The organism is Streptomyces sp. NPDC030245, from assembly GCF_055572995.1.
On the sequence record NZ_JBVICF010000016.1, the window covers coordinates 82030 to 98946 of the forward strand.

Here is a 16917-nt window from a genome sequence, read left to right on the forward strand (position 1 = left end):
ATTTCCACTCCTTCAGAAATTGCGGGATTACTCGGAGATGGCAGGGATTACCGGGGCTGCTTGTTGCGGCGCTTGCCGACCAGCATTCCGGCGAGCACGAGAAGCACGGCGACGAGGAACATCGCCGTACCGATCACATTGATCTGAACGGGCGTGCCGCGCTGCGCGGATCCCCAGACGAACATGGGGAACGTCACAGTCGAGCCCGCGTTGAAATTCGTGATGATGAAGTCGTCGAAGGAGAGCGCGAAGGCGAGCAGCGCGCCCGCCGCGATGCCCGGCGCCGCGATGGGCAGCGTGACTCTCAGGAACGTCTGCACGGGACCGGCGTAAAGGTCCTGCGCGGCCTGTTCCAGGCGCGGGTCCATCGACATGACGCGCGCCTTGACGGCGGTCACCACGAAGCTGAGGCAGAACATGATGTGGGCGATGAGGACGGTCCAGAAGCCGAGCTGCGCGCCCATGTTGAGGAAGAGCGTGAGCAGCGAGGCGGCCATGACGACCTCGGGCATCGCCATCGGCAGGAAGATCAGCGAGTTGATGGCGCCGCGCGCGCGGAACCGGTAGCGCACGAGGGCGAAGGCGATCATCGTGCCGAGCACGGTCGCGCCGATCGTCGCCCAGGCGGCGATCTTCAGGCTCAGGGAGAGCGATCCGCACATGTCGGCGACGCCGCACGGATCCTTCCACGCGTCGAGCGAGAATTCCTGCCAGGAGTAATTGAAGCGCCCCTTCGGTTTGTTGAAGGAGAACACCGTCACGACGACGTTCGGAAGGAGCAGGTACGCGAGCGTCAGCAGGCCCGCGATGACGACGACATTGCGCCGGAGCCAGCGGAAGAAGGCGGCCATCAGACGAGATCCTCCGTCCCCGACTTGCGGATGTAGAACGTCACCATGAACAGGATGGCGGCCATGAGAATGAAGGAGAGCGCCGCGGCCGTCGGGTAGTCCAGAATGCGCAGGAACTGCGTCTGGATGACGTTTCCGACCATGCGGGTGTCGGTGGATCCGAGGAGGTCCGCGTTGACGTAGTCGCCCGCCGCGGGGATGAAGGTGAGCAGCGTCCCGGAGACGACGCCCGGCATGGAGAGCGGGAACGTCACCTTGCGGAAGGTGGTGGACGGCTTGGCGTAGAGGTCGCCCGCGGCCTCGTGCAGCCGGCCGTCGATGCGCTCCAGCGAGGTGTAGAGAGGCAGGATCATGAACGGCAGGAAGTTGTACGTGAGTCCGCAGATCACCGCGAGGGGTGTGGCGAGGACCCGGTCGCCCGCCGTGATGCCCAGCCAGCTGGTGACGTCGAGGACGTGCAGGGAGTTGAGTGCGCCCACCACCGGGCCGCCGTCGGCGAGGATCGTCTTCCACGCCAGCGTACGGATGAGGAAGCTGGTGAAGAACGGCGCGATGACCAGGACGAGGATGACGTTGCGCCAGCGGCCCGCGCGGAACGCGATGAGGTAGGCGAGCGGATAGCCGAGCAGCAGGCACAGGACCGTGGCGGCGCCCGCGTAGAGCACCGAGCGCAGGAACTGCGGCCAGTAGTCGGAGAGCGCGTCCCAGTAGGTCGCGAAGTGCCAGGTGACCTTGAAGCCCTCTTCGAGGGAGCCGGTCTGCACGGAGGTCGACGCCTGGTAGACGAGCGGCAGGGCGAAGAAGACGATCAGCCAGAGGATGCCGGGGAGCAGCAGCCAGTAGGGGACGAGCCGCCCGCGCTGACGCGGTTTCCGTGCGGGTGGCTCCTCCGGAGCGGGCGCTGTCGGCGGTGGTGCGTCGGTCACGGTCGTCATGCGGAGGCGTCCTCCTCGACCTTCTCGACGCCCGCCGAGCCCGTTGTCCCAGCAAGCAGGGACTGGGCGGCGTCGAGGCCGAAGGTGTGGGCGGGGTTCCAGTGCAGGACGACCTCGGCGCCGGGGGCGAGACGGCTGTCGCGCTCGATGTTCTGCGCGTACACCTCGAAGGACGGGCAGACCGGGCTCTGGACGACGTACTGCGTCGATACGCCGATGAAGCTGCTGTCGGCGATGCGTCCGGTGATGCGGTTGCGGCCCTCGGGGATCCGCCCCGCGTCGTCGGCGTGCGTGAGGGAGATCTTCTCGGGCCGTACGCCGACGAGGAGCTTGCCGCCGGTGGTGGTGGGGCCGGTACATCGGGCGGCGGGCAGCGTCAGCTTGCAGTCGCCCGCCTTGACGACCAGGTCGTCGCCGCTCCTGCCGTCGATGTCGGCCTCGATGAAGTTCGAGGTGCCGAGGAAGTTGGCGACGAACGTGGTCCGCGGGTTCTCGTAGAGGTCGGCGGGGGCGCCGAGCTGCTCGACGCGGCCGCCGTTCATCACGGCCACGGTGTCGGCCATGGTCATGGCCTCCTCCTGGTCGTGGGTGACGTGCACGAAGGTGATGCCGACCTCGGTCTGGATGCGCTTGAGCTCCAGCTGCATCTGGCGGCGCAGCTTGAGGTCGAGGGCGCCGAGGGGCTCGTCGAGGAGGAGCACCTTGGGGTGGTTGATGAGCGCGCGGGCGACGGCGACGCGCTGCTGCTGGCCGCCGGAGAGCTGGTGCGGCTTCTTGCGGGCCTGCTCGCCGAGCTGCACCAGGTCGAGCATCTCGCCGACCTGGTTCTTCACCGACTTGATGCCGCGTCGGCGCAGTCCGAAGGCGACGTTCTCGAAGATGTCGAGGTGCGGGAAGAGGGCGTACGACTGGAAGACGGTGTTCACGGGCCGCTTGTACGGCGGCAGGGCCGTGACGTCCTGGTCGCCGAGGCGGACCGTGCCGGAGCTCGGCTCCTCCAGGCCCGCGATCATGCGGAGCGTGGTGGTCTTGCCGCAGCCGGACGCACCGAGCAGCGCGAAGAACGAGCCCTGCGGCACGGTGAGGTCGAGGGGGTGCACGGCGGTGAAGGAGCCGTAGGTCTTGCTGATCCCGGTGAGACGGACGTCGCCGCCGGCTTCTTGAGCAGAGGTCATGGTGGGTCCAGGGGAAGTCGAGAGGGGGAACAGGGGGGCGCCCCTTCAGGGGCGCGGGGAACTGCGCGAGCAACCACGACGGAGCCGCAGACGAATCCACGGCGCAGTCGCCTACGCCCCCGTCAGCTTCGCGAACTTCTGTTCGTACGCGGTCTCTTCCTTCGGCGTCAGCGACCGGAACGCCCGCGACTTCTCCTTCATCTCCCGGTCGGGGATGATCAGCGGATTCGAGGCGGCGTCCGCGTCGATCTTCGCGAGAGCGTCCCGCACACCGTCGACCGGACAGACGTAGTTGATGTACGCCGCGAGGCGGGCCGCGGGCTCGGGCTCGTAGTAGTAGTCGATGAGCCGCTCGGCGTTCTTCTTGTGCCGTGCCTTGTTCGGGACGAGGAGGTTGTCCGTGGACGTGATGTAGCCCTGGTCGGGGATGTGGAAGTCGACGTCCGGGTTGTCGGCCTGGAGCTGCACGATGTCGCCGGCCCAGCCGAGGCAGGCGGCCATGTCGCCCTTGGCGAGGTCCGAGGTGTAGTCGTTGCCCGTGAAGCGGCGGATCTGCTTCTTGTCGACGGCCTTCTGGAGGCGGGCGATGGCCGCGTCGAAGTCGTCGTCGGTGAAGTCCCCGGGGTCCTTGTCCAGGTCGAGGAGTGTCATGCCGACGGTGTCGCGCATCTCGGAGAGGAACCCGACGCGCCCCTTCAGCTTGGGGTCGTCGAGCAGTTGCGAGACCGAGGTGACCTTCTTCCCGCCGGTCGCCTTCTTGTTGTACGCGATGACCGTGGAGATGCCGGTCCAGGGGTACGAGTAGGCGCGCCCGGGGTCCCAGTCGGGGTTGCGGAACTGGGCGGACAGGTTGGCGTACGCGTGGGGCAGGTTGGCCGGGTCCAGTTTCTGGACCCACCCGAAGCGGATGAGCCTGGCCGCCAGCCAGTCCGTGACGCAGATGAGGTCGCGTCCGGTCTCCTGGCCCGCCGCGAGCTGCGGTTTGAGCTTCCCGAAGAACTCGACGTTGTCGTTGATGTCCTCGGTGTACTTGACCTCGATCCCGGTGCGTTCCGTGAACGCGGCGAGGGTGGGCCGCCGGTTCTTGTCCTTCTCGTCGACGTCCATGTACTCGGTCCAGTTGGAGAAGGCGATCCTCTTCTCCTGTGCCGAGTGGTCCTCGGACGAGACCTCACCCTGGCCCTTGCCCGCAGCGGGGATCCCGCAGGCGCTCAGCGCCCCGAGTCCGCCGACGGCGAGCGCGCCGCCCGTGGCGGCGCGCAGCACGCCGCGGCGGGTCAGGGAGGCCCTGCCGTTCCTGAGGCTGCGCTGCATGGCGGCCGCCTGGGCCGGGGTGAAGGGGTCGGGCTCGTACTGCTCCATGCGCGTGGTTGCCCTTTCGGGAGGAAGGCGGCCGTTGGTCGTGCGGCCTGTGGTGAGTGGTGGCGTGACTACCGGTCCCCGAAGATCGTGCGGTGCCAGTCCTTGCGGACCACCGCGGTGTTGTCGAACATGACGTGCTTGATTTGCGTGTATTCCTCGAACGAGTACGCGGACATGTCCTTGCCGTAGCCGGATGCCTTGTAGCCGCCGTGCGGCATCTCGCTGAGGATCGGGATGTGGTCGTTGACCCATACGCAGCCGGCCTTGATCTCGCGGGTCGCGCGGCCCGCGCGGTACACGTCGCGGCTCCAGGCGGAGGCGGCGAGGCCGTACGGGGTGTCGTTGGCGAGCCGGATGCCCTCGTCGTCGCTGTCGAAGGGGAGCACGACGAGCACGGGCCCGAAGATCTCCGACTGCACGATCTCGCTGTCCTGCGCGGCGTCGGCGATGAGCGTGGGCTTGTAGAACGCGCCGGGGTGCTGGAGCGCCTCGCCGCCGGTGACCACGCGCGCGTAGGACCGGGCCCGGTCGACGAAGCCGGCGACGCGGTCGCGGTGCACGTGCGAGATGAGGGGCCCCATGTCGGTGCTGGGGTCGAACGGATCGCCGAGCCGCACGCTCTCCATGAGGTCGGCGACGCCCTGGACGAAGGCTTCGTAGAGCGGCCGCTGCACGTACGCGCGCGTGGCGGCCGTGCAGTCCTGCCCGGAGTTGATGAGGGCGCCGGCGACCGCGCCGTGCACGGCGGCGTCGAGATCGGCGTCGTCGAACACCACGAAGGGCGCCTTTCCGCCCAGCTCCAGGTGGAGCCGCTTGACGGTGGCGGTGGCGATCTCGGCGACGCGCTTGCCGACGCCGGTGGACCCGGTGAAGGAGGTCATGGCGACGTCGGGGTGCCCGACGAGGTGCTCACCGGCGTCCTTGCCGGCGCCCGTGACGATGTTGACGACACCGTCGGGGATGCCGGCCTCGGTGGCGGCCTGCGCGAAGAGGAGCGAGGTGAAGGGGGTGAGCTCGGCGGGCTTGAGGACGATGGTGTTGCCCGCCGCGATCGCCGGGAGCACCTTCCAGGCGGCCATCTGGAGCGGGTAGTTCCAGGGCGCGATGGACCCGACGACGCCGATCGGCTCGCGGCGTACGTACGAGGTGTGGTCGCCGGTGTACTCACCGGCCGACTGGCCCTGGAGGTGCCGGGCCGCGCCCGCGAAGAAGGCGGTGTTGTCGACGGTCCCCGGGACGTCGAACTCCCGGCTCAGCTTGATCGGCTTGCCGCACTGCAACGACTCGGCCTGCGCGAATTCCTCGGCCCGTTCGGCCAGTACGCCCGCGAAGCGGTGCATGGCTTCCGAGCGCTCACCCGGCGTGGCACCCGCCCAGCCGGGGAACGCCTCGGCGGCCGCGGCGACGGCGGCGTCCACGTCGTCACTTCCGGCGAGCTCGTACGTGTAGACCTCGTCGGCGGTGGCGGGGTCCACGACCGCGTGGGTCCGGCCCGACGTGCCCTTGGTCAGCCGCCCGGCGATGTACTGCGCACCGTCCGCGAAGTGGTCCCGCGCCTGGAAGTTGTGCATGACGCTCTCCTCCGCCGCCCTCCCCGTCCCGCGGGGGTCGGCGTAGCTCCAGATCGATTTGAGTGCCGATCCTGACAGAGCGGCAATAGTCCAACAAGTGATTCCGTTGTTGCCTTTTGGTTACGCGACGGAATCTGTCGACCAGGTGTCGAGTCGGCCCGGAAAACCAGGGACGGAGTGTCAGTGGTGCGTGCCAGACTCGCGTGCATGACGGAGATCGACTCGGTCCGCTCGACGGAAGCGCTGGTCGGCGCGGTGCGAGCGGGCGAGAAGGTGAAGTACCTGCACTTCTGGGGCCACACCCCGCGCCGGGACGGCTCACTGGGCCCGAGCTGCCTCAGCCAGTGGTGGCCCTCCCCCTTCACGGTGGACGGCGTGGAGTACGCGACGGCGGAGCACTGGATGATGGCGGCCAAGGCCCGCCTCTTCGCCGACGCGGACGCGGAGCGGGCGGTCCTCACGGCCCGGACGCCCGCCGAGGCGAAGCACGCGGGGCGGCTCGTGCGGGGCTTCGACGAGGCGATATGGGCGCGCGAGCGGTTCGCCGTCGTGGTCGCGGGCAACACGCACAAGTTCGCCTCGGACCCCGCGCTCCGGGATTTCCTCGCCGGGACGGGCCGGCGTGTGCTGGTCGAGGCGAGCCCTCTGGACCGCGTCTGGGGCATCGGCCTGGCGGCCGACGACCCGCGGGCACAGGACCCCACGAAGTGGCGGGGGCCCAATCTGCTGGGCTTCGCGCTGATGGAGGCGCGATCGCGGCTCTGACCGGCCAGGCGTCGCGGGCTCCGGCCGGGGAGGGCCCTCAGGCGTTATGGGGCGCGACGGCGCGGCCGGCCGCGGGGCTCCGCCGGACCAGCCGCTTCCGTACGAGCCGGCTCTGCGCCGCCACCGTCACGATCACGCCCGCGCCGAGGACCGGCCAGGCGAGCGGGCCCGCCGCGATGACGGCGGTGACCAGGAGCGGGCCGCCGCTGCGCTGGGCCGACGAGGAGAGGCCGTGCACCCCGAGGTAGGCACCCTGGGCGTCGTCGGGGGCGAGCGCGATCGAGAGCTCCCAGGAGGCGATGGCGTGCAGTATCTCCGCGAAGGTGAGGGCGACGGCGGCGAGGGTGAGGGCGGCGACGGCGAGCCACGTGCCGCCGAGCGTGGAGGCGGTCAGGGCGGCGCACCCGACGACGAAGCAGCCCGCGAGGGGGACGAGAAGGGCGCGGGCCCGCTCCGGTGTGCTGCCGAACCGGGACAGCGGCACCTGGCAGCAGACGACCAGCACGCAGTTGAGCACCATGAGGAGTGGCGCGAGACCGTGCGGGGCGTCCGTGGCGACGATCCACAGGGGGATGCCGACCTGGAGCACCGCGTCGTCGAGGAAGAGGGCCGCCTCGGTCAGCGTGAAGAGCAGATAGGAGCGGTCGCGCCAGGGGTTGGACGGTGGGGTGACGGGTGCGGTCGCCGTGGAGCCGGTGACCAGGCGGGACGGTGACGGCGGTTCGGCGCAGCGCAGGGTGAGGGCGGCGGCGACGAGGAAGCTGAGCACGTTGCCGAGGAGCAGCGCCCGGTAGGCGTGGGTGGTGCCGACGGCCAGGGCGAGCGCTCCGGCGAGGCCGCCGATGGCCCAGCCGGCGTTGGAGACGGTGCGCTGCACCGCTTGGTACCTGGTGCGGTCCGGGCCCGCGATCCGGGCCGCGTACAGCTTGGTGAGCACGTTGGCCCCGCGGTCGGCGAGGCTGTTGACGGCCGAGTACAGCAGGAGCAGCGCGAGGTTGTCCGTCGTGAGCAGCGCCAACAGCGCGACGGCTTGCTGGAGTTGGGCGCCGATGATGATGCGGGTGACCGGGAAGCGGTCGGCGAGGTGGCCCGCGAGCGGCGCGCCCGCGATGCCGACGGCGCCCGAGACACCTAAGAGCAGGCCGACCTCGGCGACGGAGAGGCCGGTGACCAGAGTGAAGTAGAGAGCGGCCGCCCCCATCCAGAGGCCGGTTCCCGCCTTGTTGATCAGGGCGATCCAGAGCATGCGGCGGCCGTCGGCACCCCCTGGTATGCGTGCGTACAGCGCGGACCGTCGACGGCTGAGGCTCACCCATCCCCCTAGGCTCGACCACTTGACCAGTATTTTGTACCGGTACATAATGTTCTATGTGGCAGCACAATATGGGATCAGTGGCTCGACCGCCAAGGGCATTACCGCGTCGGTCGAACAGGCCGTGACCGACGGCGGTTTGGCGCCGGGCGCCGCGCTGCCTCCGGTGCGGAGGCTCGCCGAAGAGCTGGGCGTCAGCGCCGGCACGGTGGCGACGGCCTACAAGGAGCTGCGGCAGCGCGGCATCGTGGTGACGCGCGGCCGGGGCGGCACGGTCGTGGCGCAGACCCCGGCCGTCGGCAACCGGAGACCGCCCAGAGCCCCCGGCGGGGTGCGCGACCTGGCGGGCGGACACCCGGACCCGTCCCTGCTGCCGATGCTGCGCCCGCCCGCCCTGGTGGAGCCGGTCAGCGGTTCGCACCGGGCGTCGCCGCGCCTCGCGGGGCTGGAGGAAGTGGCCAGGGAGTGGTTCGCGCGGGACGGGGTGCCCGAGGGCCGGGTGACCTTCGCGCACGGCGCCCTCGACTGCATGGCCCGGCTCCTCTCGGTGGAGCTGAAGCCGGGCGACACGGTGGCCGTGGAGGACCCGGGCTTCCACCATCTCCTCGACCTCGTACCGGCGTTGGGGCTCCGCATGGCGCCGGTGGCCGTGGACGACGAGGGCATCGGGCCGGAAGCGCTGCGCGGAGCACTGCGGGCGGGCGCCAGGGCCCTGGTGTGCAGCCCCCGGGGGCAGAACCCGATGGGCGGCCGCTTCACGGCGGCGCGGCGCGAGGCGCTGCTCGCCGTTCTCGGCGACTACCCGGACGTACTCGTCGTCGAGGACGACCACAACGCGGAGGTGGCGGGGGCGGCACTGCACTCCCTGGCGACCGGCGGACTCGCCCGCTGGGCGCAGGTGCGCACCGTCTCCAAACACCTGAGCGTCGACCTGCGGTGGGCCGCCCTCGCGTGCGACGCCACCACACTCGCCAGGCACGAGGGGCGGATGCTGCTCACCTCGGGGTGGGTCAGTCACGTACTGCAGGAGACGGTCGAGCGGACGATGACCGACCCCGCGGCGCGCGAGGTGGTGGGCCGGGCCGAGCGCGCCTACACGCAGCGGCGCGAAGCCCTGATCCGGGAGCTCGCGGGGCACGGCATCGCGGCGCGGGGGGCGAGCGGGCTGAACGTATGGGTGCCCGTGCGGGACGAGTCCGCGGTCGTCAACGGGCTGCGCTCGCGCGGGTGGTGGGTGGCCGCGGGGGCCCGCTTCCGCATCGCCGCGCCCACCGCCGTGCGCATCACCACGTCCGCACTGGAGCCGGCGGACGCGGCGCGCCTCGCGGCGGACTTCTCCGCCGTACTCGACGAGTCCGAGGCCACGTACGGGGGCTGAGCGGGGAGTGCGCGACGGGGCGGGCGAGGCCTACACCAAGAGCAGGATCACGATCAGCGTGACACCCAAGGCGATACCCACCGACCCGCAGATGATCCCGGCGAGGGCCTGACCCCCGTTCGTCGCCTCGCCTCGCCGCGCCTTCCCGCGCCCCAACGCGCCGAAGATCACCGCGAGGATGCCGAGGACGATCGCCAGCGGCCACAGGCAGAAGCCGACGGCCGCGATGATCCCGAGGACGAGCCCCGCCACACCCATGCCGTTCGCGGGCGCCATCGGCATGCCGGGCCAGCCGTATCCGGGCCCGCCCTGACCGCCGGGGTGGCCCGGATAACCGGGATAGCCCGGGTAACCGGGGTGGCCCGGATAGCCCGGATAGCCCGGGTGACCGGGGTGGCCCGCCTGGCCGGGAGGGACCGCATAGCCGGGCTGCCCCGCATAGCCGGGCTGTCCCGGGTAGCCCCCGTACCCCGGATAAGCCGGCTGCTGTCCCGGCCCGTCCGGGGAGATCGGCGGTGGCGGCACGGGCTCGCCGGGCGCCGCGAAGGGTCCGGTGACTCCCGGCTGCGGGGACGGAGGCGCAGGCGGAGGCTGGACCGCTCCCGGCATCGGGGCGCCCGTCCACCGGCCGTGGTCCGGCGGCGGCACCGCGTCCTCCGGCGGCGGCGCCCACGGATCGCGCTCCCCCGGCGCGTCCGGCGCACCCGCGCCGGGCACTGCGTCGTCCTCGGACTTCGCGGACATGACGGGTCACCTCTTTCGTACGTTCCGTCATGCTACGGCCCACGCTTTGGCCCGCACCGACCACCGTCACCGACCGCCGCCCCCGGCCGTCGTCGCCGACCCGCCGCCTACGATGAGCCCCGACCCATCGATCAGCCGATCAAACCCATTCCTGGGGAGGAAACCGTGACCGAGCAGCAGACCGCAGCCCCCACGACAGCCGACGACCCGCAGGTGTTCCCGCACGCCTTCATCGCCGGACTGCCCAAGGCGGAACTGCACGTCCACCACGTCGGCTCGGCCTCCCCGCGCATCGTCTCCGAGCTGGCAGCCCGGCACCCCGACTCCGCGGTGCCGACCGACCCCGAGGCGCTCGCCGACTACTTCACGTTCACGGACTTCGCGCACTTCATCCAGGTCTACCTGTCCGTCGTGGACCTGATCCGCACCGCGGACGACGTGCGCCTGCTCACCTACGAGGTGGCCCGCGACATGGCCCGGCAGAACGTGCGATACGCCGAGCTGACCATCACCCCGTACTCCTCCGTCCGCCGCGGCATCGACGACCGCGCCTTCATGGACGCCATCGAGGACGCCCGCAAGGCCGCCGAGCGCGAGTTCGGCACCGTACTGCGCTGGTGCTTCGACATTCCCGGCGAGGCCGGGCTCGTCTCGGCCGAGGAGACGCTCCGGCTGGCCGTCACCGACGAGCTGCGCCCCGAGGGCCTGGTCTCCTTCGGGCTCGGCGGGCCCGAGATCGGAGTGCCGCGCCCGCAGTTCAAGCCGTACTTCGACCGGGCGATCGAGGCGGGCCTGCACTCGGTGCCGCACGCCGGGGAGACCACGGGCCCCGAGACCATCTGGGACGCCCTCACCCACCTGCGGGCCGAGCGCATCGGCCACGGCACCACCGCCGCGCAGGACCCGAAGCTCCTCGCCCACCTCGCCGAGCACCGCATCCCGCTGGAGGTCTGCCCGACCTCGAACATCGCGACGCGCGCGGTCCGCACCCTCGACGAGCACCCGATCAGGCAGTTCGTGGACGCCGGCGTGCTCGTCACGGTCAACTCCGACGACCCGCCGATGTTCGGCACCGACCTGAACTCCGAGTACGCCGTCGCCGCGCGCCTCCTCGACCTCGACGAGCGCGGCATCGCGGCCCTCGCGAAGAACGCCGTCGAGGCGTCCTTCCTGGACCCGGCGGGCAAGGCGCGGATCGCCGCCGAGATCGACACGTACACGGAGACGTGGCTCGCGCCCTGATCCCGTGACCACAATGGGCCCATGCGCACCGTGACTGCTGTGGCCCACCGAGGCGATCCCTACCGCGTCCGCGAGAACACCGTCCCGTCCCTGCGCTCCGCGATCGAACGGGGCGCGGACGCGGTGGAGATCGACGTCCGAGTGAGCGGCGACGGCGTACCCGTCCTGCTGCACGACGCGACGCTCAAGCGTCTGTGGGGGTACGAACGGCCGTGCGCCGCCCTGTCGTCGGCCGAGCTCGCCGGTCTCACCGAGGGCGGCGTTCCCACGCTCGCGGCGGCCATCGCGGCGACCGAGGGGCACCGGTTGATGATCGACCTGCCGGGCGCGACGTACGACGCGGTGCGCACCGTCGTCGGGGTCGTCGCGGAGTGCGGCGCGTCGGACCGCGTGTACTACTGCGCGGGCGGGCGGACGATGCTCGCCGTGCGGGAGGCCGATCCGGGCGCGGAGATCGCCCTGACCTGGACGACCCTGGCGCCGCCCCGCCCCGTGCTCCTGGAGGCGGTGCGGCCGCGCTGGCTCAACTACCGCTTCCCGCTGGTCGACCGCGACCTGGTGGTCCAGGTGCACCGCCAGGGCCTGCTCGTCTCGGCCTGGACACCGGACACCCGCCGCTCGATGCGCCGCCTCCTCGACGCGGGCGTCGACTCGATCACCACGAACCGCATCGACGTCCTGCACTCCCTGCGCACCCCCGCCTGAGACCCACCACCCCGCGCCACCCCCGGCGCCGGCCCCACCTCAGACGGCGCCGAGGGGCGGCAGCATCGCCTGCGCGTCCGCCCCCTCCCCCACCCAGAGGCCGATCACCAGCGCCGCCGTCGCCTCCAGCAGCCCGGCCCGTCCGAGGCCACCGGCGGCGAGCGGCCGGCAGCCGATGTCCGCCACCAACGCGCGTACGACACTCAGCGCGCCCTCGTCGTCCCCGCAGACCGGCACCGCCAGCGGGCGCCCGTCGAACACAGGCGGGTCCATCCGCCACACGTCCACGTGGCAGAGGTTGAACGCCTTCACCACGTGCGCGCCCGGCGCCGCGGCGGCGAGGCGACGGGCCGCCGAAGGACCGCCGTCCGCCTCCGTGAGCAGGACGAAGCCGGGACCCACCGGGTTGGCACAGTCGATCAGCACCCGCCCCCGGAGCTCGGCTGCCAGCCCTGCCGCCACCGGGGCCCCGGCCGCGTACGGCAGGGCGAGCAGCACCGCGTCGCCGAACTCCGCCGCCGCCCGGAGCGCGCCGTGCCGCGCGGCACCGATCCGTGCGGCGAGCGCCGCCGCCGCGTTCTCGTCGCGCCCGCCGACCATGACCTCGTGGCCCGCCCGCACCCACCGGGTGCCGAGCGCGTCCGCCATGCCACCCGTGCCGATGATGCCGATCCGCATGCCGTTTCCCCTCGTCGTCCGGCCCGGTCGCCGGAATCAAGGACGACAGTAGGAAGCCGCTCGGGCACCATTCGGTAAGTGACCACCGAACAGGACCTGCTCGCCGACTGCCGCGCCCGCCTCGCCTTCGATCTGCTCGCCAACACCTGGAACGCCGTGGTGCTGTGGTCCCTGCGGCACGGCCCGCGCCGCCCGCGCGAACTGCGCGAGCGCATCGGCGGCATCAGCCCCAAGATCCTCACGGAGACGCTGCGCCGCCTCGAGTACAACGGCCTGGTGGCCAGGGAGTCGTACGCCGAGTCGCCGCCCCGCGTCGAGTACGAACTGACCTCGCTCGGGCGGACGTTGCTCGGACCCATCGAGGGCTTCGGGGCGTGGGCGTACGCGTACGGGGACGCGGTCATGGCGGCGCAGGAGCGGGCCGACGGCGATTGCGAGCGGATCCCCTAGGGGTGATCCCGGCCAACTCCCCTGGTTGCGGGGGCCGTGGTCCCCCGACAGTCCCCAGGGGCCGTCCCCTCCCTGTCGACGATCCGCCCCGCCCTCCGCGGCCAGCAGGATGGCGTCAGTCCACCACGACGCCCCAGGAGTCACCGTGATGTCACCCGCCCGTGCCGCTCTCGCCGCCGCCCTCGTCCTCAGCCTGACCGGCGCCGCGGCCGCCCCCGCGCTCGCGCACCCAGCGCACACCTCGTCCTCCGCCACGGCCGACGCCCTGTCGGACAGACCCGACGGCAAGGCGCTGCGCGAGGCGATCAAGGGGTTGCCGAACGCCGACGCGACCGCCGCGCTCGTCCGGGTCGGCGGCACGGACGGAACCTGGCGGGGCAGTTCGGGCGTGCACGACCTGGTCACGCACCGCAAGGCCGACCCTCACGGCCGGTTCCGTGCCGGGTCGACGACGAAGATCGTGACGGCGGCCGTCGTGCTGCAACTGGCCGCCGAGGGCCGGATCGACCTCGACAGGCCCGTTCAGGACTACCTGCCGGGCCTGTTCACGAAGAAGTTCAAGGCCATCCCCGTACGCAGCCTCCTCAACTACACCAGCGGCCTCAAGGCGGGCGACGGCTTCGACGACGAATTCGCCCACCGCTACGACACGCTGGACCCGCGGACCGTCGTCGCCTCCGCCATCGCCAAGGGCCCGGCGCACGACCCCGGTGACGAGCAGCACTACCTCAACATCCACTACACCGTGCTCGGCCTGCTGATCGAGAAGGTCACCGGTGACTCGTACGCCCACCAGGCCGCCCAGCGGATCTTCCGGCCGCTCCAGCTGCGGGACACGTACTTCCCCGGTACCGATCCCCACATCCGCGGCCCGCACAACCGCGGCTACCAGAAGAGGGAGCAGGCGGACGGCACCACGCGGCTCGTCGACGTCACCGAGTGGAACCAGTACGACCGTTTCGCGGCCGGCGACATGATCTCCTCGACGGCCGACCTGGAGAAGTTCACGCAGGCGCTGTTCGCGGGGAAGGTCGTGCCGCGGCCGCAGCTCAAGGAGATGTTCACGCTGCCCCGCCTCGCCCCGGGCGCCCCCGAACCCACCTTCGCGGCAGGCCTGCAACGCACGAAGGTCGGCGAGAAGGTGCTGTGGTTCAAGACCGGCTCCCGCTACGGCTACACGAACATCATCGCCTCCACGGAGAACGGCTCCCGTACCCTCGTCTACTCGGTCAACGCGACCGACGCGAAGGGCAAGGACACCCACCCGGTGGCCCAGCGCATCGTCGAGGCCGCACTCCGCTGAGGCCGCGCTCCGCCGACTCGGCGCTCCGGGTGACGAACGAACAGAGGTCGAAGGTCGGACATGGCGTGCTCGTGGGACTGGGAGAGCGGCGAAGGGCTGCTGGGCATCGACGATCCGGCGGACTGGGACGCGGCCTTCCGGCGCGGCGACCCGCATCTCGGTACGGCGGTCATCGGTCTCGCCCTCAACTGCACGCTGGCCGAGGCCTCACCGCGCATCGTCAAGGCGATGCGCCTCGCGGACCGCGGCCAGCGCGGGTTCGCGTTCACCGCGGCGGGTCACGCGGCACGCCTCAACGGTGAACTGACCCCGGAGCTGTACGCCGCCCTGCGGGCGGAGGGGCACGGCGGCCCGGCCGAGACGGCCGTCGACGACACGCTGACGTTCGTGCCCTTCCGTCGGCTGCCGCCATGGTTCAAGTGGCGGACGGTCGCGTCGGCGGTGGCGGACAAGCTGGCGGTCTGGCGACTGCACGTCACGTACGCGGCCGAGGACGTCCGGAAGGCCTTGCACTTCAAGGCGGTTATTCAAGAAACGTCCAAGAGATCTACACGGCCCCTCGGTGAAGGTGATGACCGACCGGAACGACGACGAAGATGAGGGGAATTGCCGTGAAGCGCAAGAGCACATGGAAAGCAGCGTCGGCCGTCGCAGGCCTGTCCCTGGTCGGGACTCTGTTGGGGGCCGGCGGCGCGGTGGCCGCGTCGAACGGTGGCGACGGGGCGCAGGCGTCCTGCGTGACCAGCACGCGCAACTGGGGCGGCAACATCCAGGGCCAGTACGGCTGCACGGAGTACGACCTGCCCAACGGGGAGCAGCAGGTCTTCGGCATCGGCACGGACGGGGCGATCTGGACGCGCTGGTCGCGGACCAACGGCTCGCTCAGCTCTTGGACGTCGATGGGCGGGCAGGGCCGCAGCACGGTCTACGCCTCGGGGTACGGCTGGGCCATCACGCTGAAGGTGCGCGGCACCGACGGAGCCTGGTGGTACAACAACCGCGGCGGAACGTCGAGCGGCGGCTGGAGCGGCTGGCACCGCTGAGCCCGGCTCAGTGAGCGGGACCAGGAGCGGGGGGTTCCCGGTCTGAGGGGCCGCTCCTCGTGCTGAGTCGTACGGCACGAGGAGCGGCCGGTCCGTCCCGGCACTCACAACCCCGCCGGCGCGTTCCACCGCACTCACAACCCCGCCAGCGCGTTCCACCGCTTCGCGAACTCCGTGCGCTCCTTCGACGTGATGTCGCGCGCGATGACGAGCCGCTCGCGCATCGCGTCGTCGGGGAAGATCAGGGGGTCCTCGGCGAGGGCGGCGAGTTCCTTGTCCTTGGCGGAGGCGAGGACGTCACGGGCGGCCGGGACCGGGCAGACGTAGTTGACCCAGGCGGCGAGCTCCGCGGCGACCTCGGGGTCGTAGTAGTGGTCGATGAGCCGTTCGGCGTTCCGCTTGTGGCGGGCCAGGTTGGGGATCATCAGGGACTCGGCCCACAGCTCCGCGCCCTCCTCGGGGACGACGAACTCGATGTCCGGGTCGTCCGCCTGGAGCTGGATGACGTCGCCGCTGTAGGCCTGGCAGGCCAGGACGTCGCCGCTGGAGAGGTCCTTGATGTAGTCGTTGCCGGTGAAGCGGCGGATGTGGCGGCTGTCCACCATCTTCTCGACCTTGTCGCACATCCGGTGGAAGTCGTCGGCCGTCCACTTCCTGATGTCGACGCCGTCGCCCTGGAGCAGCAGTGCGAACGCCTCGTCGAGGCCGGAGAGGAGGGTGACCCGGCCCTTGAGGTCGTCCGCCCACAGGTCGGAGACCTGCTTGATCTCCCGGCCGACCTTCCGCTTGTTGTACGCGATGCCCGTGATGCCCGACTGCCAGGGCACGGTGAACTTCCGCCCCGGGTCGAAGTGCGGTGAACGCAGCAGCGGGTCCAGGTACTTGGTGACGTTCGGCTGTGCGGCGCGGTCCATCTCCTGCACCCAGCCGAGCCGTACGAAGCGCGCGCACATCCAGTCGCTGATGACGATGAGGTCGCGGCCGGTCTCCTGGTGGTTCATCAGGGACGGGCTGATCTTGCCGAAGAACTCGTCGTTGTCGTTGATCTCCTCCGTGTAGCGGACGTCTATCCCGGTCCGCTTCTCGAAGGCGTCCAGCGAGGGCCGCTTCGTCTTGTCCTTGTCGTCGGTGTCTATGTAGAGCGGCCAGTTGGCGAAGGCCAGCTTCTTGTCCCGGCGGGAGCGGTCGTCCGCGGCCCGCTCCCCCGGCTCGATGTACGCGGCGGGCACCCCGCACCCCGCGAGCACGCCGGCGGCCGCACCGCCGCCCAGGGCGCGCAGCAGGGAACGGCGGCGCAGGGGGCGGCGGTGCATCGGACGGGCTGAGGAGGCTCTGGGGTTCGCTCGCACCCCGGCAGCATGCGCCTCGGCGCGCGGGCGCGGCAATGGACGCAGCGTCGAGCT

At 71.1% G+C, this 16917-nt stretch carries 17 protein-coding genes; 8 read left to right on the top strand and 9 right to left on the bottom strand.

Annotation, left to right across the window (positions count from 1 at the left end; genetic code table 11):
• Positions 1 to 47: 47 nt before the first annotated feature.
• The 5 genes from ACZ4Z4_RS34400 to ACZ4Z4_RS34420 form a co-directional block, all read right to left on the bottom strand.
• Positions 48 to 851: an ABC transporter permease gene (locus tag ACZ4Z4_RS34400; RefSeq protein ID WP_468336433.1), complete on the bottom strand. Its 804-nt coding sequence runs from the start codon at positions 849 to 851 to the stop codon at positions 48 to 50.
• A complete protein-coding gene (locus ACZ4Z4_RS34405; RefSeq protein WP_468336436.1) occupies positions 851 to 1786 on the bottom strand; it encodes an ABC transporter permease in 936 nt (311 codons plus the stop codon). The genes ACZ4Z4_RS34400 and ACZ4Z4_RS34405 overlap by 1 nt, the downstream gene beginning before the upstream one ends.
• A complete protein-coding gene (locus tag ACZ4Z4_RS34410; protein ID WP_468336439.1) occupies positions 1783 to 2961 on the bottom strand; it encodes an ABC transporter ATP-binding protein in 1179 nt (392 codons plus the stop codon). The genes ACZ4Z4_RS34405 and ACZ4Z4_RS34410 overlap by 4 nt, the downstream gene beginning before the upstream one ends.
• A gap of 111 nt (positions 2962 to 3072) precedes the next feature.
• Positions 3073 to 4323, bottom strand: coding sequence for a polyamine ABC transporter substrate-binding protein (locus ACZ4Z4_RS34415; RefSeq protein WP_468336442.1), 1251 nt, complete (start codon positions 4321 to 4323; stop codon positions 3073 to 3075).
• Between the two features lie 68 nt (positions 4324 to 4391).
• The gene (locus ACZ4Z4_RS34420; RefSeq protein WP_468336445.1) at positions 4392 to 5894 is read right to left on the bottom strand and encodes a gamma-aminobutyraldehyde dehydrogenase; all 1503 of its coding nucleotides are present in this window, start codon (positions 5892 to 5894) and stop codon (positions 4392 to 4394) included.
• A gap of 207 nt (positions 5895 to 6101) precedes the next feature.
• Here ACZ4Z4_RS34420 and ACZ4Z4_RS34425 point away from each other — a divergent pair, with 207 nt between their 5' ends.
• Positions 6102 to 6659: an NADAR family protein gene (locus tag ACZ4Z4_RS34425; protein WP_468336448.1), complete on the top strand. Its 558-nt coding sequence runs from the start codon at positions 6102 to 6104 to the stop codon at positions 6657 to 6659.
• A 37-nt stretch (positions 6660 to 6696) separates the two neighbouring features.
• On the opposite strand, the gene ACZ4Z4_RS34430 is transcribed toward ACZ4Z4_RS34425, so the two are convergent.
• Positions 6697 to 7971: an MFS transporter gene (locus tag ACZ4Z4_RS34430; RefSeq protein WP_468336451.1), complete on the bottom strand. Its 1275-nt coding sequence runs from the start codon at positions 7969 to 7971 to the stop codon at positions 6697 to 6699.
• Between the two features lie 58 nt (positions 7972 to 8029).
• Here ACZ4Z4_RS34430 and ACZ4Z4_RS34435 point away from each other — a divergent pair, with 58 nt between their 5' ends.
• Positions 8030 to 9349: an aminotransferase class I/II-fold pyridoxal phosphate-dependent enzyme gene (locus tag ACZ4Z4_RS34435; protein ID WP_468336454.1), complete on the top strand. Its 1320-nt coding sequence runs from the start codon at positions 8030 to 8032 to the stop codon at positions 9347 to 9349.
• Between the two features lie 30 nt (positions 9350 to 9379).
• On the opposite strand, the gene ACZ4Z4_RS34440 is transcribed toward ACZ4Z4_RS34435, so the two are convergent.
• A complete protein-coding gene (locus ACZ4Z4_RS34440; RefSeq protein WP_468336457.1) occupies positions 9380 to 10093 on the bottom strand; it encodes a DUF4190 domain-containing protein in 714 nt (237 codons plus the stop codon).
• 126 nt (positions 10094 to 10219) lie between these two features.
• On the opposite strand from ACZ4Z4_RS34440, the gene ACZ4Z4_RS34445 reads away from it, so the two are divergent.
• Together ACZ4Z4_RS34445 and ACZ4Z4_RS34450 are read left to right on the top strand one after the other, a co-directional pair.
• Complete coding sequence (locus tag ACZ4Z4_RS34445; RefSeq protein ID WP_468336695.1) at positions 10220 to 11335, top strand: adenosine deaminase; 1116 nt, start codon at positions 10220 to 10222, stop codon at positions 11333 to 11335.
• 21 nt (positions 11336 to 11356) lie between these two features.
• The gene (locus ACZ4Z4_RS34450) at positions 11357 to 12040 is read left to right on the top strand and encodes a glycerophosphodiester phosphodiesterase (RefSeq protein ID WP_468336460.1); all 684 of its coding nucleotides are present in this window, start codon (positions 11357 to 11359) and stop codon (positions 12038 to 12040) included.
• A gap of 39 nt (positions 12041 to 12079) precedes the next feature.
• Here the strand turns inward: ACZ4Z4_RS34450 and ACZ4Z4_RS34455 are convergent, their stop codons facing one another.
• Positions 12080 to 12718, bottom strand: a complete 639-nt coding sequence (locus ACZ4Z4_RS34455; RefSeq protein WP_468336463.1) for an NADPH-dependent F420 reductase — start codon at positions 12716 to 12718, stop codon at positions 12080 to 12082.
• A 78-nt stretch (positions 12719 to 12796) separates the two neighbouring features.
• On the opposite strand from ACZ4Z4_RS34455, the gene ACZ4Z4_RS34460 reads away from it, so the two are divergent.
• The 4 genes from ACZ4Z4_RS34460 (at position 12797) to ACZ4Z4_RS34475 (ending at position 15514) form a co-directional block, all read left to right on the top strand.
• On the top strand, positions 12797 to 13168 hold the full coding sequence (locus ACZ4Z4_RS34460; RefSeq protein WP_468336466.1) for a winged helix-turn-helix transcriptional regulator: 372 nt from the start codon (positions 12797 to 12799) through the stop codon (positions 13166 to 13168).
• Between the two features lie 148 nt (positions 13169 to 13316).
• Positions 13317 to 14471 (top strand): serine hydrolase domain-containing protein, encoded by a 1155-nt coding sequence (locus ACZ4Z4_RS34465; RefSeq protein WP_468336469.1) that lies wholly within the window; start codon positions 13317 to 13319, stop codon positions 14469 to 14471.
• A gap of 60 nt (positions 14472 to 14531) precedes the next feature.
• Positions 14532 to 15071, top strand: a complete 540-nt coding sequence (locus ACZ4Z4_RS34470; protein WP_468336472.1) for a hypothetical protein — start codon at positions 14532 to 14534, stop codon at positions 15069 to 15071.
• A gap of 11 nt (positions 15072 to 15082) precedes the next feature.
• Positions 15083 to 15514, top strand: coding sequence for a DUF8189 domain-containing protein (locus ACZ4Z4_RS34475; protein ID WP_468336475.1), 432 nt, complete (start codon positions 15083 to 15085; stop codon positions 15512 to 15514).
• A 134-nt stretch (positions 15515 to 15648) separates the two neighbouring features.
• Here the strand turns inward: ACZ4Z4_RS34475 and ACZ4Z4_RS34480 are convergent, their stop codons facing one another.
• Positions 15649 to 16812, bottom strand: coding sequence for a polyamine ABC transporter substrate-binding protein (locus ACZ4Z4_RS34480; RefSeq protein ID WP_468336698.1), 1164 nt, complete (start codon positions 16810 to 16812; stop codon positions 15649 to 15651).
• Positions 16813 to 16917: the final 105 nt, after the last annotated feature.